The sequence below is a fragment of the Nocardia flavorosea genome, from assembly GCF_015477805.1.
GTDB lineage: Bacteria > Actinomycetota > Actinomycetes > Mycobacteriales > Mycobacteriaceae > Nocardia > Nocardia flavorosea_A.
On the sequence record NZ_JADLQL010000001.1, the window covers coordinates 1,833,166 to 1,846,332 of the forward strand.

16 protein-coding genes are annotated in these 13,167 nt (G+C 63.3%); 5 read left to right on the top strand and 11 right to left on the bottom strand.

Going from position 1 to position 13,167, the window contains the following annotated elements:
- The first annotated feature begins 91 nt into the window (after positions 1-91).
- The gene (locus IU448_RS08200) at positions 92-967 is read left to right on the top strand and encodes a hypothetical protein (RefSeq protein ID WP_228812069.1); all 876 of its coding nucleotides are present in this window, start codon (positions 92-94) and stop codon (positions 965-967) included.
- Positions 964-1,851: a DUF6339 family protein gene (locus tag IU448_RS08205; protein ID WP_195054798.1), complete on the top strand. Its 888-nt coding sequence runs from the start codon at positions 964-966 to the stop codon at positions 1,849-1,851. The genes IU448_RS08200 and IU448_RS08205 overlap by 4 nt, the downstream gene beginning before the upstream one ends.
- Here the strand turns inward: IU448_RS08205 and IU448_RS08210 are convergent.
- The 7 genes from IU448_RS08210 to IU448_RS08240 all read right to left on the bottom strand — a co-directional run bounded on the left by IU448_RS08210 (position 1,820) and on the right by IU448_RS08240 (position 8,299).
- Entirely contained in the window at positions 1,820-3,136 is a 1,317-nt protein-coding gene (locus IU448_RS08210; RefSeq protein ID WP_195054799.1) for a DNA cytosine methyltransferase, read from the bottom strand. The two genes, IU448_RS08205 and IU448_RS08210, sit on opposite strands and share 32 nt — an antisense overlap.
- Positions 3,137-3,147: 11 nt before the next feature.
- Positions 3,148-4,134: a DNA cytosine methyltransferase gene (locus IU448_RS08215; protein ID WP_195054800.1), complete on the bottom strand. Its 987-nt coding sequence runs from the start codon at positions 4,132-4,134 to the stop codon at positions 3,148-3,150.
- A gap of 402 nt (positions 4,135-4,536) precedes the next feature.
- The gene (locus tag IU448_RS08220; protein WP_195054801.1) at positions 4,537-4,929 is read right to left on the bottom strand and encodes a hypothetical protein; all 393 of its coding nucleotides are present in this window, start codon (positions 4,927-4,929) and stop codon (positions 4,537-4,539) included.
- A gap of 9 nt (positions 4,930-4,938) precedes the next feature.
- Positions 4,939-6,432, bottom strand: a complete 1,494-nt coding sequence (locus tag IU448_RS08225; protein WP_195054802.1) for a hypothetical protein — start codon at positions 6,430-6,432, stop codon at positions 4,939-4,941.
- Positions 6,429-6,764: a WXG100 family type VII secretion target gene (locus IU448_RS08230; protein WP_195054803.1), complete on the bottom strand. Its 336-nt coding sequence runs from the start codon at positions 6,762-6,764 to the stop codon at positions 6,429-6,431. The genes IU448_RS08225 and IU448_RS08230 overlap by 4 nt, the downstream gene beginning before the upstream one ends.
- Positions 6,765-6,782: 18 nt before the next feature.
- The gene (locus IU448_RS08235) at positions 6,783-7,112 is read right to left on the bottom strand and encodes a WXG100 family type VII secretion target (protein WP_195054804.1); all 330 of its coding nucleotides are present in this window, start codon (positions 7,110-7,112) and stop codon (positions 6,783-6,785) included.
- Positions 7,113-7,489: 377 nt separating this feature from the next.
- The gene (locus IU448_RS08240) at positions 7,490-8,299 is read right to left on the bottom strand and encodes a hypothetical protein (RefSeq protein WP_195054805.1); all 810 of its coding nucleotides are present in this window, start codon (positions 8,297-8,299) and stop codon (positions 7,490-7,492) included.
- Positions 8,300-8,441: 142 nt separating this feature from the next.
- Here IU448_RS08240 and IU448_RS08245 point away from each other — a divergent pair, with 142 nt between their 5' ends.
- The 3 genes from IU448_RS08245 to IU448_RS08255 are packed head-to-tail and all read left to right on the top strand — an operon-like array spanning position 8,442 to position 9,766.
- Positions 8,442-9,335: a helix-turn-helix domain-containing protein gene (locus tag IU448_RS08245; RefSeq protein WP_195054806.1), complete on the top strand. Its 894-nt coding sequence runs from the start codon at positions 8,442-8,444 to the stop codon at positions 9,333-9,335.
- Complete coding sequence (locus IU448_RS08250) at positions 9,332-9,523, top strand: DUF397 domain-containing protein (protein WP_195054807.1); 192 nt, start codon at positions 9,332-9,334, stop codon at positions 9,521-9,523. The genes IU448_RS08245 and IU448_RS08250 overlap by 4 nt, the downstream gene beginning before the upstream one ends.
- A gap of 51 nt (positions 9,524-9,574) precedes the next feature.
- Positions 9,575-9,766, top strand: coding sequence for a DUF397 domain-containing protein (locus IU448_RS08255; protein WP_195054808.1), 192 nt, complete (start codon positions 9,575-9,577; stop codon positions 9,764-9,766).
- A 39-nt stretch (positions 9,767-9,805) separates the two neighbouring features.
- Here IU448_RS08255 and IU448_RS08260 read toward each other — a convergent pair whose 3' ends face one another.
- From IU448_RS08260 to IU448_RS08275, 4 genes are all read right to left on the bottom strand, one after another.
- Positions 9,806-10,705, bottom strand: a complete 900-nt coding sequence (locus tag IU448_RS08260) for an SMP-30/gluconolactonase/LRE family protein (protein ID WP_195054809.1) — start codon at positions 10,703-10,705, stop codon at positions 9,806-9,808.
- A gap of 68 nt (positions 10,706-10,773) precedes the next feature.
- Positions 10,774-11,436, bottom strand: a complete 663-nt coding sequence (locus IU448_RS08265) for a QsdR family transcriptional regulator (protein WP_324188532.1) — start codon at positions 11,434-11,436, stop codon at positions 10,774-10,776.
- A gap of 155 nt (positions 11,437-11,591) precedes the next feature.
- Positions 11,592-12,431, bottom strand: a complete 840-nt coding sequence (locus IU448_RS08270) for an alpha/beta fold hydrolase (protein ID WP_195055119.1) — start codon at positions 12,429-12,431, stop codon at positions 11,592-11,594.
- A gap of 144 nt (positions 12,432-12,575) precedes the next feature.
- A complete protein-coding gene (locus IU448_RS08275; RefSeq protein WP_195054810.1) occupies positions 12,576-13,160 on the bottom strand; it encodes a DUF1214 domain-containing protein in 585 nt (194 codons plus the stop codon).
- Positions 13,161-13,167 lie beyond the last annotated feature (7 nt).

Here is a 13,167-nt window from a genome sequence, read left to right on the forward strand (position 1 = left end):
GCTCTCCGGGCCGGTGACGGCACGGGTGACAGCCGTCCGGTTACGCGGTCCCGGAGAAGCTCGTGAACAGCTGGACACCAAGGCGTACTCGGTGATCGAACAGGTCGTCGCGCTCGGTCGCGCCGAACGTAGCGACTGGCACACCGCTCGAATCGTCTTGGCCGCAACCGTGCCCGATCGTGAATTAGCGCGAACGAACGACTGGACCGACATTTCGGTTGTCGCGGTTCTCTCCGAGGGAGCCACCAGCACCCGCACAATAACCCACTTGAGACTCGATACATCCGGCAAGGAATGGACAGGCGAGCTCGAATTCGAGCGCGATGATCACTTGGACCGAGCCTCCCTGGCCGTCCACGTTGTGGCGACCGTCAAGGGCGTCGCAGGCCGGATCATCGGCTCCAGCGACCGGGAGTGGATTGTCGACCTGACCTCCGACAACCCGATCAGAGAACGTGAGATCGAAGTCCACACGGTGAGTTTCGCCCGCAGCACCGAATGGCTCGCGAGCCTGCGGGACACACCGTGGGTCGTGGATACGTCGGGCAGTATGCCTGTGCTCCGCGTGAACTCGGATTTCGATGGTTTGGTCGCACTGATCGAAGGTCAGGGCTCGAAGGCAGAGCAGATGATAGGGAAGATGCTGCTGGCCCAGGTGTGCGCCGACGTCTGGACATCCGTCTTCCACACTGCTATCGGCGACCTGGAGATCGAAGACGACGGGACTCCGCTGTTTCCAGCCGACTGGCGAGGTGCGGTACTGCGCGAGATGCTCCCGGATATCTTCCCTAGTCGATCCCTCCAAAATGCGCTGCGCGAGGTGCACGCGCGCCGGGCCGGTAACGGAAACTGGGCAGACCTACAATCGCGCATTCAGTATGCCGCCGCACGTCGAGCCGAGGTTCCTACGACCCTCGCGGCGACTGTCCGTGGCATCGCACAACTCGATCAGGAGATTCACCCATGACGGGGTGCCCCGAATATCTTCCAGAACGGCTGGCACTGCTGTCCGACGCGCAGGCTGCCGAGTTCCTCTCGACGGGACTGCTCGAGGGGCAGGAAGACGTCAAATCCATCGCGCTCAACAAGGTCGCGGACGAACTTCCGATCAATGATCGACGCATGGAGACACGCCGCGTCCGTGAGTTGATCCACGATGCGATGAACAGGTTTCGCAATGAACGTCCCACCACCGCGGATGCCTGGCTGGCACCGCGTCTACACGAAACCCTTCGGCTAACTCGACGGGAAGCGGCCGACAGGCGCTTCTGGGCCTACATCGCTCTCGGGGTCGCGCCGGACTATGTTGTCTGGCGACATATGCCCGAGCCGAAGTCGAACGGCCGACGCAGCAGTGTTGCCCGAGACAAGTTCGTTGGCCCCCACTTCAAGCAGGCCTTCGCACGACTGTGGTGGGCGGCCGAACTGTTCCGCGACGGTTCCGACTATCAACCGGTCGTCATGGCGTGCAGCAACCAGGACATGCTCAACTCCGCTCTTCGTCTCGATGTCATCGACCATCGTCCGACCGCGCTGGCGCTCGTCGAACTGATGACACGGGGAACCGTGCGTACCGGCCGTGAAGTCAACGCTCTGACTACGGCTGTCAATGCCGCAGCAGCAACGCTCATGTACGACGTCCTAGCTCCCGATGTGGAGCGAGATGGCGAGGCACTTCGCAACTGGATCGCAGATGCAGAGAGAGCGTTGCCCTCACCGAGGAACGACCTGCCCGAAGGGCCGGAGGAAGAACAAGCTCCGGCCGAGTCGGTCGAGAAACTCGTCGGCCACTTCGCTGAGCTGTTCAACGAAGCTCCGGTCAGGGGGCGGAATCCTGTTCCGAGTGAATAGCCTTGTGTGCCTCGGGAGGACATTGGCTTCGATCACCGCACCCGAGATGCCGCAGTTCCTCGGAGGTGCTTTCGGATACCTCCGGCCAGGTATTCGCCGATGCGAGCTGCTCCGGAGCGGGCGCGCAGTCATGCAGTACCGTACTGAGTACGTGCATACCCAGCAAAGGCGGAACAGCATTACCGATCTGCTGCGCCTGGTCTTTTCCAGACCACGGAAAGTTATGAGGGAAGGTTTGCAGAACTCCGGATTCCGGCAGCGTGAAACGATCCCAACGCTCGGCATCGTAATCGTCTCGACTCTTATATATTCTGTTTCGTGAGACTTTTCCAGTGACTGTAAAAGCTGGTTCAGATGATTGGCGTTGGCCTCTGTTCGTTGAAATTCCACCCGAACCATAGTTTGACACAACGAAAAACTTCAGATCGTCGCCTGTTTGCAACCGGGATATATCTACGGGCGAATCAGGCAGCTGGCTAGCAGATTCCAGGGCCTCTGCCATGGAAACCCAGTTTGCCGGGCTCCGAGGAGCCATAAAGTCGCTTAGCAATGATTCGGCTTGCACGGTGCGGCGCTTACGCCGAGTTACATCGAAAGCGTCGTGTGTCCGCTCGATCCTTGCAATGGGTCCGCGTTCCACGCGACGTGCTGCAAACACCGCCCGTGTCCGAGTCTGCGGCACCCCGAACTCCTCGGTCTTCAACTTCCAGGTCTCAGTTTCGTACTTGACACCAGAGAGCCGCCCTTCACCGCCGCGGAGCAACTCTGCATAGAGTTCCCAAAGCGGCATGACCTGAGGTACCTGCTCGAGGACGACCACCTCGTACGGATCGCGACCATCAGTTTCGAGGGCCTTGATGATCCATCGCAGCGGCTCCAGGACCAGCGCGGTACGAGGGTCATCGAGATCACGCAGCTCTTTGTTGATCTGCGCCTCGTCTTCACCGTCGACGAGCCGCGACATGAACTTTTTCACGGTGTCCAGAGCCCGACGACCGGCTCCCTTCCCGGCGACAGAAAATGACTGACACGGTGGCCCCCCAGTGAGGATGTCGACCGACCTGGGGATCTCGTCGAAGCGGGTCTCACGCATCACGGTCACGTCCGCATGGATTGTCGGCAGCCCCGCCGCGTAGCGCGTCTCGCACGCATTCGAATCCAGCTCGATGCCGATGCTTCTATACCCCAGAAAGTGCGCCGCCACATCGAGTCCCCCCGGCCCCGCGAAAAGGTCCAGAACGCGAATGTCACTCATGTGGCTGGATCGTGCTTCCTGGTCGGTCATGGGCGTGAAGTCTAGCCGGCGACAACGCTTTTCGGTTCATTCAGGACCGCCTGGATCGCAAGGCCGAGCGCCTTACCCACCGGCGGTGGCGAAGCATGTCCGATCTGTCTGTACCGCGCCGTCTTCCTGCCAGCGAATTTCCATTCTGGTGGAAACCCCTGGAGCAACGCAGCCTGGTCCACCGTGATTCTTACCATACCGCTGCGACCTTGTCCTGGATCCCAGACGAAGTCGGGGCCAGGCACCTTATCAGCAAGAACACTCCCATCGACGCCGATACCCGCCCACGCCCTCCTCGAACCCGTTGGACCGAGGTCCGCGCCACCTCGCCTCTCGGAGCCACCCACGAGAGTCGGGGCGACGCGATTTGCCTGGGCCGCCCATTGCTCGGCTCGAGACCACCCCCGGGAAGCCATGGACGGTGCCAGCGCGGCGCCGACCGACCGATGCTCCCGCACGGTTGGCACCGGCGGACGAAACGCTTCGAAATACGGTTCCGCGAGAGCGACGAGGATACCCTGCTTGCGATCTTGCGGAACGCCGTAGTCGGCCGCATTCAGCACAAACCACATGAACTGATATCCTAGATGCTCGAGTTCCTCACGAACGAATGTACGAATATTTTCGTACTCCTGTGCTGTTGCAAGATTCGGCATATTTTCAAGCAGTAGAGCCTTCGGCTGAATTTCATGCATCAGAGATACGGCCGCCTTCACCAGCGACAGTTCGCCGTCACAGTTGGGTCCAGCCCCGCCCGCATTCGATTTCACCCGCGGCAAGCCCGCCGATAAGAGATCCACGTCCCGCAGGTTCGAGGAAGGGACATACACTCGCAAATCGTCCTCGACAACTTCCCATGTCGGCCGATTCGAGCGAAGTGTGTCACACGCCACCCGCTTGTTATCCAGGAGAAGCACCGGTTCGAAACCCGCCTGTTCTAACCCCAACGCCAGCCCCCCGGCGCCCGCACACACATCTATGAATCGTGGTCCGACCATCAGGCCCCGCCCTTCCTGACTCGCCTACTCCTTCTCTACATACTCGCATCTGCGGCGGTGCCGCGCGCGGATCATGTGAGAGACCGAACGCCCTATCACCCGGGTAGCCCATGAGCTGGGTACTAACGAGGGCACACTGACGAATTGGATTCCCGGTACCCCGGCAGCCCGGCGGCGAGGCGGGTCGTCCAGGTGCTGAGGGAGGCGACCGAGTGAGTTGGCCTGGCCCACCGCCTTCCGCAAAACCGAGCCTAGCATCCCGCATACTGTGGCCGGCAAAGCCTTGACAGTGGGCGAATCCCGGCTCTACTGCGGACCGACACCACGGCGACAGCTACGCAAGGACATCCGTGTATTTTCGAAACCTCTGCAAGACCGACGTATCCAGCTCCTGGTCGCAGGTCATTGGGGGCCGCGAGGTTGCGGATTACTAATCCGCTTGTACATCAGGTCGTAGATGCGGGTTCCGTTGTTGTCGTACCAACCGTCCGGACCGCGGGTGTAAACGATATTGCCGGCGCCGTCGTACCAGTGGTCCGCGTCCTGGTGCCACCCTTCGGTTTCGGGAGTGACCATGTCGTTGGCGCGGTCACGCAGTTTCTGTAGCGTTTCGGGGTCGATATCGGCGAGGGTTTCGCGATTCGGGTCGGCTTCTCGCGCCGCGCGGCGGGTGCGAATATCGGCGTTGAGCTGATCAAATATGGCCTGGTAGCGGGCGTTTTCGTCGCCGTTGAAATAGTCGGTTCCCGACATCGTGGATCCCTTCTTGATACGGCTGATGAGCCGGCGGAACATTGCGGCCTCCTAGATTTCGGTCATCTGGACGATCCATTTCCCGTCCGGGCCGGGGAAGCTGTTGCGCACCATGAACGGCGTCCCGCTGGCGAAGAGGACTTCGTCGTCCATTCCGGAGTATTCGCCGACCGGTTTGCCGGTCTTGCTCACGATCTGGAATTCGACGTTCTGGGTATCAGCAAAGGCCGGGTTTGCGCCGTCCGGCTTCAACGAGGTCGAGGTGAACCCGTTTTCGGTGATCGGTTTTCCTGGTTCGTAGCGCGCGAGTTGTTCCGGGGTGAGGTTCATATGCCGCACCACGGGGCCCTCGTGCGACGGGAGCTTGCCGAGCGCTTCGTTGAGCGCGCGAACGTGTGCCTGCTCCTCGGGGGACAGCGGTGTCCCGCGGAAGAGCAACTGATTCAGCGTAGTGCCGTCCGGCCTGCGCGGCATCTGCCCGTCTTGCAGGGCCTTGATGTCCTCGGGTGTCAGTGACCAGTTGGTGCCGGTGGGTCGGCGCCCGGTCGGGGATTTCTTGTTGATCATCTGCCAGATCCGGTCCATCTCCGCCTTGTGGCCGGAAAAGTCCGGTACGTCCTTGAAGCCCCGACCCAGACCTCGGGATTTGAATACCGCGATGAACGGCCGGATCTTCGGCCCGTACTTCGCGCACAGGGCTGCGAGCCGCGACGCACCGATCGCGGCTCCGACCGGGGCGGCGGCGCCGAAGGTGATGAACGAGGCGGCGATGGTCACCACGCCGGTAACCGCGACTTCTACGGCCGAATCGATGACGAACTGACGCAGGGTGTCTTCGATTTCCTTGCGCATCGTCTGCAGGGCGTCATGGTGTTCGCCGGTGGTGGTGGCCATCGCACCGAAGCCGAGCACAGTTTCACCGGCCGCGGCCGCCAGCACCCGCAGATCTTCGTCGATATGGTCGAGTTCGGGCGCAGTGATCGGTGTGAACATGCCGGCAACGCGCTTGATTTCGTCGGCCAGCCCTGCCACTGCGGATTCGGCGGCGATATCGCGCCAGATCGCGGCCACGGTCCACAGTTTGTCGGTGTCACCGTCGGGTACGGTGATCCCGATCTCGCTGAGTAACCCGATACCGTCCTCGACCAGCCCTTCACCGGGTCCACCGGCCGAGGGCAGAGGCGGACGGGCCGGGGCACCGTCCGCCAGCGATGGATATACCGCGGGTTCGCCCGGCGGCGGGCCGGGTTTCATATTGGCGTTGTGGTCGCCCAACGCATGCAACCAGGCCAGTTCGTGCAGCACGTTGCCGTAGCCGTTGACGTTCTGCGCCAACGCACGGACCTGGGTGAGCAGGTCGTTGGCTTTGGTGTCGTAACCGGTGGCCCAGGTCCGAGCTTCCTCGTACGAGCCGCACATGCTTTCGCCGGTTTCGGCGAGTTTGGGCCAGTGTTTGTCGACTGCGAGATAGAAGTTGTCAGCGGCTGCGATCAACGCATCGGCCGCTTGCTGGTAGACGTCGGTGTCGACGTCTACCACTGTCACCGTGGGCCGCCTTCGGGCGCGGGGCCGCGATCGAGGCGGGCCAGGATCGCAGCGAACGTACTGGTGTAGGAGTCGTGCGCGGTCTTGCCGGCGGCTTCCATTTTCGCCAGCCCGTCGCGCATTTTCTGTGCGCCGGCGTTCCAAGTATCCATGGTCGTCCGCGCGGCATCGGCGGTGTCCCCGGTCCACGGCCCCGACGTGCCGTGGCCGTTGTGTAGCAGGTTCATCCGTTGCTGAATCTGAGTCAGCTGGTCGTCGGTGAAACCGAGCAGACCGCGTAGCTGGGCGTTGAGCGCGTCGAGTGCCTCTGTGTCCACGCGATGGCGCGACATACGGTGATCCCTCTTGTTTCAGATGTTGAGCGAACTGGTCTGCGGTTCCGTATCGGCCAGCTCGCCTGCCAGCGATTCGTCCACCTCGGCGAATTCGCTGCCCTGCACACCCAGCAACTCGGCCATGCCCTCCAATGAGGACAAGACTTGCACTGCGCCTGCGCTGGCTTCCTGCCATCCGGCTACGAAGGCTGTTGCGGCCGGCCCATCCCAGTACGCGGTCATCGCATCAATCTCGGCATCCATCCGGATGAAGCCGTTGCCCAAGGTGCTCGCGATTCCGTGCAGGAAGGTCCCTGCGTCGGCCATCGAATGCGAATTCACGCCGATAGGGCCGGGCTCAGCCATCTGTCCACCTCTGTCGTCCGCTCACCATCGTCAACGATCTTCACAAAATCCGCGGACGCGGCGCACACCGGGTAGGTTGGCTGCATCCCACCGACCACACCGCCATAGCGGTCGCCCGCCATCTGCCGATGCAGTGCGCAGCACCTGGCGGTATCGGGCCGGTCAAGAATCGAGAAAGAGGCGTTCGCAGGGCAGGCGTGGAACGCTGCGCGGAGCGTCGGACAGAAGAGCGGCGGTGTGGGGGCCGTGGCGTGCCGTCCACTCCTGAAGGAAGAGCTGGGCAGCGGTCGGATGGGCTTTGTATTCGAGACGGAGGCCGTGGAGAAAGACGCTGATGTGGACGTCGAGACCAGCCCGCCGGCTGGAGTGTTCGCCGGTCAAGACTGTTCTACTTGGGCCAGGCCCGCGAGGACGCGGCGGAGCGTTGCCATCGACGGGCCTTCAGGTTGGGTTGCGGGTTTACTCGAGGGATACGGGATTCCGCGGGCTGCGGCGCGTTCGCGGGGACTACGGCCGGCGGGGACGAGTTTCCCGGTCTCGATGAGCAGGGCGAAGGCGGCGGCTTTTCGCGGGCAGTTCAAGGGGCTGCAGGTACGGTGGGTCTGCATGATTCGCTGCGCGTCGGCGATGCGCAGTCGGGTGTCGGGTTCGCTGTGCCGGGTGTCGGGCAACCAGATGTGTTCGGAGGGCACGTCGTGGGTGGTCGTGCCGGTTTTCATCCAGAGCTGTTCCGGGCAAACCGTGATGAGATCGCAGGTATCGCAGGCGCGACCGGGGTGGTTTTCGAGGTGAGCGAGGTCCGGGACGACCAGCGTTGTCGTCGTGGTGGCACGGACGATCTCGAGGACGTGCCCGATCGGATCCGGCACCGAGTCGGGGCCGAGACGCACGATATAGATCAGCCTGTGGGCCACGCGCTTTGCGAGTCGGCGGATGGCCTCGACATGACGAGCCTGGTCTGGTGAGAGATCGGTTCGGAGATATCCGACCGCACGGGGGCGCTGCATTTGCCGTGCGTCGCTTCGGGTGCGCATTGTCATATATTCGAATCCTTTTCGGATCTGGTGATGAATCCGCTGGCCGGACACGACAGTTTCTGCCGGCCCCCGAAATTGGGTTCTCGGCGAATTTTCTGAATATTGGGGAAGAAAGCGTTCGCGCTCAGGTGTTTCCGAGCTTCCCGCCATCCGGGTGGATATAGTAGACACCGAAAAGGGTTCGCTGAGAAGCTCATTCGGGACGATCCGCAGATGTTGCCGGGGGTCCAGTATGGGTAGGTCCAGAAAACATAGGTCCGTTCTGGACCGCAACGAGATAGCGAGGGTGGGCATGGCTATTGGATCGACACTTCCGCGTCGGGCTTTGGGGCGGCGGTTGCGGGAACTGCGGTTCAAATCGAAGAAGAGCCAGTTGGCCGCGGGGCTGGCAATCGAAGTGTCCAAGCAGGGCATTGGGCGACTGGAAGAGGGTCAGCCGGTTCGGATCAGCACGGCGCAGTTCCGGGACCTGCTGGACTTCTACGGAGCCGACGAAGGGGTGCGCGATGAAGTTCTGGGTCTACTTCAAGAGGTAAAGGCGGCGAAGGGCGATCCGTCACGGGGGTGGTGGCGGGCCTACGCCGATGTGGTGAATCCGCACTTCGATCACTTCATGAGTCTGGAACAGGCGTGTTCCCGGATGACCGCATTCCAGCTGACCCTTTTGCCCGGTTTGCTGCAGACCGCAGAGTATCGCCGGTGGCTGGTCCTGACGGAAAACCCCGGAATATCACAGGTGGACATCGACCGGCGTCTGGAACTGATGGTGAGAAGGCAACGCAGAATCACTGAGACCCCAGGTCTCACGGTAGATGTCCTTCTGTCGGAGGCAGTGTTACGGCACCAAGTAGGTGGACGACATGTGATGGAAAGCCAGGTCCGGCGCCTGGTTGAGCTGGGAAGGCTGCCGAACGTATCGGTCCGGGTAATCCCGTTCGGCGTTGGTGGACACTCGGGATTGATAGTTCAGTCGTTCACTTTGTTCGAGTTTCCCGCCCTGCGTGCAGGGCGTACACCCGAACCCCCTGTGGTCTTCGTGGAGGGCTTCACCGGCGCACTGTTTATGGAAGATACTGGCTCCATCGAACGCCATCGGCAGGCATCCGTCGATCTTCACGGGGTAGCGTTGAGCGCAGACGATAGTGAACGTCTGATGCAGGAGATCGCAGAGGAGTATGCCGCGTGACCAGGGACCTATCCGGCGCAAGCTGGTTCAAGAGCAGCTACAGCCAACCCAGCGGGGATTGCGTGGAGGTCGCACACCTCTACGGCGTGGTCGGTGTTCGTGACTCGAAAAACGTGTCCGGTCCCGCGCTTGTTTTCGCGCCGCGCGAGTGGGAGGCGTTCCTCCGCGCAGTCTCGGCCGAGAGCTGAACACCGTCCCAAGAGCCGACAAGGGCAGGAAGCAGCAAGGGAGCAGTGGAGATGAGGGCTGACCTATCGGGTGCGAACTGGTTCAAGAGCAGCCACAGCCAGCACGGAGGCGACTGCGTGGAGGTCGCGCACACAGCCGATGCGGTCGGTGTTCGAGATTCCAAGAATTCCACCGGCCCCGCACTCGTCTTCGGGGCCGGGGAATGGGCAGCGTTCCTCCGTGCAATTTCGGCCGGTAGCTGAGCCCCAGCGGGGATGCTTCCGCGCGTACCGGAAAGCTGTTCAGGGGCGCCCGCCCCGCGGAACATCCACTCGGACGGCGAGTAGCTGACCTTCACGAACCGGCCGGCGTTCGTGCTCGAAGAAAGACGGAGCAGCACACATGAACAAGGTGCGACCGTCCGAGCCGCCGAGCATGCAGGCGAAAACGCCGGTACCGGCCTGGATTTCGTCGACGATTCGGCCGCCGGCCACGCGCACCACTCGGCCGTGCAGGCAGTCCGCGGCCCAGACGGCCCCTTCGGCGTCGGCGCAAATGCCGTCCGGCGAGACGGTGAGTTGCGACATGGCTTCTGCGACGTCGCGGGTTTGCGGGACCGGCCCGAACTCCGCCCAGACCCGCCGGTTCACCAGGTCTCCGTTATCAGCGATATCGAAGGCCGTGAGCCCGTTGGCAAGGGATTCGGCGAGTACCAGCTCGCCGCTGGGCAGGATCGCCATACCGTTGGGGAAGGCGAGATCCTCGGCGACCACGGTGACCGAACGGTCGGGGTCCACCCGGACGAGGTTGGCGGTGCGGATTTCGGCGCCACCCATCAGATCGAAACCGAAGCTGCCCACATAGGCGCGGCCCAGATCGTCGACGAGCATATCGTTGGCGCTGCTGTCGAGCACTTTCGACAGGTCGGCGTATTCGCTCAGCGTGCCGGCGTGGTCGCGGACGAGCAGGCGGCGGTCCTTCATGGATACGATCAGCAGCCGGCCGTCCGGCAGGAATCCCAGACCGGACGGCTGGTTCGGTACTTCGGCAACCACCTCGACAGCGCCGTTTTCGTCGGTCGCGATAACGCGGCCGGTGTAGAAATCCGACAACCACAAGCGGCCGTCGTGCCAGCGTGGGCATTCCAGGAAGGAAAAGCCGTCCAGTACGACCTTCGGTTCACGATTCTGCTCGGATCCCATCCGTATCACTCCTCTTTCACCAACTGGAACACCTGCCTGCGCAGTGGCGCGGACAGCGCGTGGTCGATCTATTCCGCTCGATGCTCGTCGGGGTTCGGCAATACGCCGAGTAGCGCGCCGACTGCGATGGCCACCTTGTCCGGAGCCGGGTTCTCACCGATGATGAGATCCGCGTAGACGAACGATTCACCGATCCGGACGATCAGATATGCCAGGTCGCGCGACGGCAGCGGGTACGCGCCCAGCACCTCGGGTGCTTCGCTGATCAACAGCTCCTCAACCAGGGAAACCACCCGGCTCTGCACAATTCCCGCGCGAGTGGTGAGCAACCGCAGGGCGCGTTCCGGTTCCCGGCGCAGGAATTCGTTGAGATAGCCCGAACTACTGATGAGATGAGCGAACCGTGTGATCACCTCGACTACCCGTCGCGGCCCCGCTCCCCCGGCCTGACGCTGCGCTTCCTGGAACGTAGGCCGGGTGAGCGACCAGATCACCTCGGCGATGAGCTGATCACGATCGCCGATCCACCGGTAGAGCGTGGCGCGATCGACGCCGAGAGTAGCTGCCAGGCTGCGCATCTCCACCCGTTCACCGGCTGTGAACTGTTTGCGAGCGAGTTCGAACGCCGCAAGCGGGCCCGGCTTGGCGGCTGCACCGGGGGCGTGCAGGGCACGTGCCAAAGGGGTCATCGCCGGATTACCCCCGGGCTGTTCGCTGTCTACGTCGACCACCCGCGCAACACTATTGGATGTGTCGCAGTTCTGCATCACTTTTGGAATGTGTAGCAGCGTGACGGCAGGCGAATCCTCTCCGAGCCCACCTCGTCGAGGACGCGTTGTGACCGCTCCGCCCGGGCGGACCCGGGCGACGGAGGCAGCGACTCCGCTTACAGGGCGACCATGGCGGCAGCGATCCGGTCGGCCGCGGTGGGTCGCAGGGCGGTGCCCATATCGTCGAGGACGAGCAGTCGCGACCCGGGAATTTCGGCGGCGAGGGCCGCACCGTTGCCGACCGGGAAGAACGGGTCGGCGCGGCCGTGCACCACCAGCGTGGGCAGATCGAGCTCGCCGAGCCGCTCCCGCCAGCGTGGGGTGCAATCGATCCGGGAGAACACCATCCCGAGCTGGTTCGCCTGATGTACTGCGGGATCGCTCGAGGGCGTCCGGTCCCAGATCCGGGCCGCCGTCTCCCGTGCCTGCTCCGGATCGTTGCCCATGGACTCGGCGCCCTCGGCGGCGAACGCCGCGACAGCGTCTCGATCGGTCCAGTCCGGCCGTGGTCGGGAGAACATCGCGCTCATGACCGCATGGTCGTGGTCGGGCAGGTCCTCGTCGACCGGGCCCGGCGCCACCGGCCGAGTGCCGACGAGCGTCAGCGCGGAGAACACGTCCGGGTGGTCCAGCGCGGCGACCTGAGCGACCATCCCGCCGACGCCGATTCCACCGAGATGGGCGGTGCCGGCGTCGAGTGCCTCGACCAGCGCGACCGCGTCGGCGGCGAGATCGCGCAAGTCGTAGGCAGGATTCTCGGGGTCGAGCGTTGTCGACGCGCCGGAGTCGCGCAGGTCGTAGCGGACCACTCGCCGCCCGGCCGATGCGAGCCGCTCGCACAGCGCTTCCGGCCAGGACAACATCGTTGTGCCGCCGGCCAGCAGGATCAGCGGATCGCCTTCCAGGCCGTAGCTCTCGATGCCCAGGTCCACGCCGTTCGCCCGCACCGAGGTCATGCCCGGTCGAAACGGTCTCGTCATGTCAGGACTCCTATCTGTCGGTGCACCCAACGAAATCGACGACGGTGCCACCCGGAAATCATCGGTGCTGCCGAAATCCCGCCCAAGCACCCGACTGCGCGTTCCGAACGCGACGCGATGTCATCGTCGACCGGGCCGCCGGCGTACCGGCGGCGGCCGCCACTGCCCGGTCGTGGCGGCGGCCGTCGGCCGGTACATCCGCAGGACCAGAAAGAACGGGTACGGCGGGCAGGGCAACCAGGTGCTCGAGTCCGTGGGCGGCGCAGTACTCACTGTGATCAGCGCCGGCCCCTCGGGTGATCCCGGGCCGCCACTTCCGACCGAGTACCGGGCGTCCGGCGCGTCGTAGAGCCGGCCGGATTCGGCCTCGTAGACAGTGATGCTCCAGAATGCCTCGGCGGGCGGCGGGTCGGCGAGATCGATACGGTAGGTCCGATCGCCGGCGCCGGTGAGGGGTTCGCCGGTGGCATCGACATAGGTGTTGTAGGAACAGTTTTCCTCGACCACATTCGCGGCGAGCCCGACGAAGTTCATTACGGCGCGCGCCAGGAAGTTGTCCCCGTGGGCGCCCTTGTCCAGGACCTGTGTCCAGCCGGTACCGACCGGTTCGCCGAGAAGTGGCCGCGACTGCGCCAGCAATGTCGGAGCGATAACGAAACTGACCGGAGAGCAGACGGTTTCGGATTTCGGTGACCGGACGGACAATGCGGCC

Bases quoted from the DNA above. Each gene is read 5' to 3' on its own strand.
- IU448_RS08245 (WP_195054806.1), top strand. From the start codon at position 8,442: ATGGCTATTGGATCGACACTTCCGCGTCGGGCTTTGGGGCGGCGGTTG.
- IU448_RS08235 (WP_195054804.1), bottom strand. From the start codon at position 7,112: ATGGCTGAGCCCGGCCCTATCGGCGTGAATTCGCATTCGATGGCCGAC.
- IU448_RS08205 (WP_195054798.1), top strand. From the start codon at position 964: ATGACGGGGTGCCCCGAATATCTTCCAGAACGGCTGGCACTGCTGTCC.
- IU448_RS08230 (WP_195054803.1), bottom strand. From the start codon at position 6,764: ATGTCGCGCCATCGCGTGGACACAGAGGCACTCGACGCGCTCAACGCC.
- IU448_RS08270 (WP_195055119.1), bottom strand. From the start codon at position 12,431: ATGACCTCGGTGCGGGCGAACGGCGTGGACCTGGGCATCGAGAGCTAC.
- IU448_RS08255 (WP_195054808.1), top strand. From the start codon at position 9,575: ATGAGGGCTGACCTATCGGGTGCGAACTGGTTCAAGAGCAGCCACAGC.
- IU448_RS08210 (WP_195054799.1), bottom strand. From the start codon at position 3,136: ATGACCGACCAGGAAGCACGATCCAGCCACATGAGTGACATTCGCGTT.
- IU448_RS08240 (WP_195054805.1), bottom strand. From the start codon at position 8,299: ATGGCGGGAAGCTCGGAAACACCTGAGCGCGAACGCTTTCTTCCCCAA.
- IU448_RS08220 (WP_195054801.1), bottom strand. From the start codon at position 4,929: ATGTTCCGCCGGCTCATCAGCCGTATCAAGAAGGGATCCACGATGTCG.
- IU448_RS08215 (WP_195054800.1), bottom strand. From the start codon at position 4,134: ATGGTCGGACCACGATTCATAGATGTGTGTGCGGGCGCCGGGGGGCTG.
- IU448_RS08260 (WP_195054809.1), bottom strand. From the start codon at position 10,705: ATGGGATCCGAGCAGAATCGTGAACCGAAGGTCGTACTGGACGGCTTT.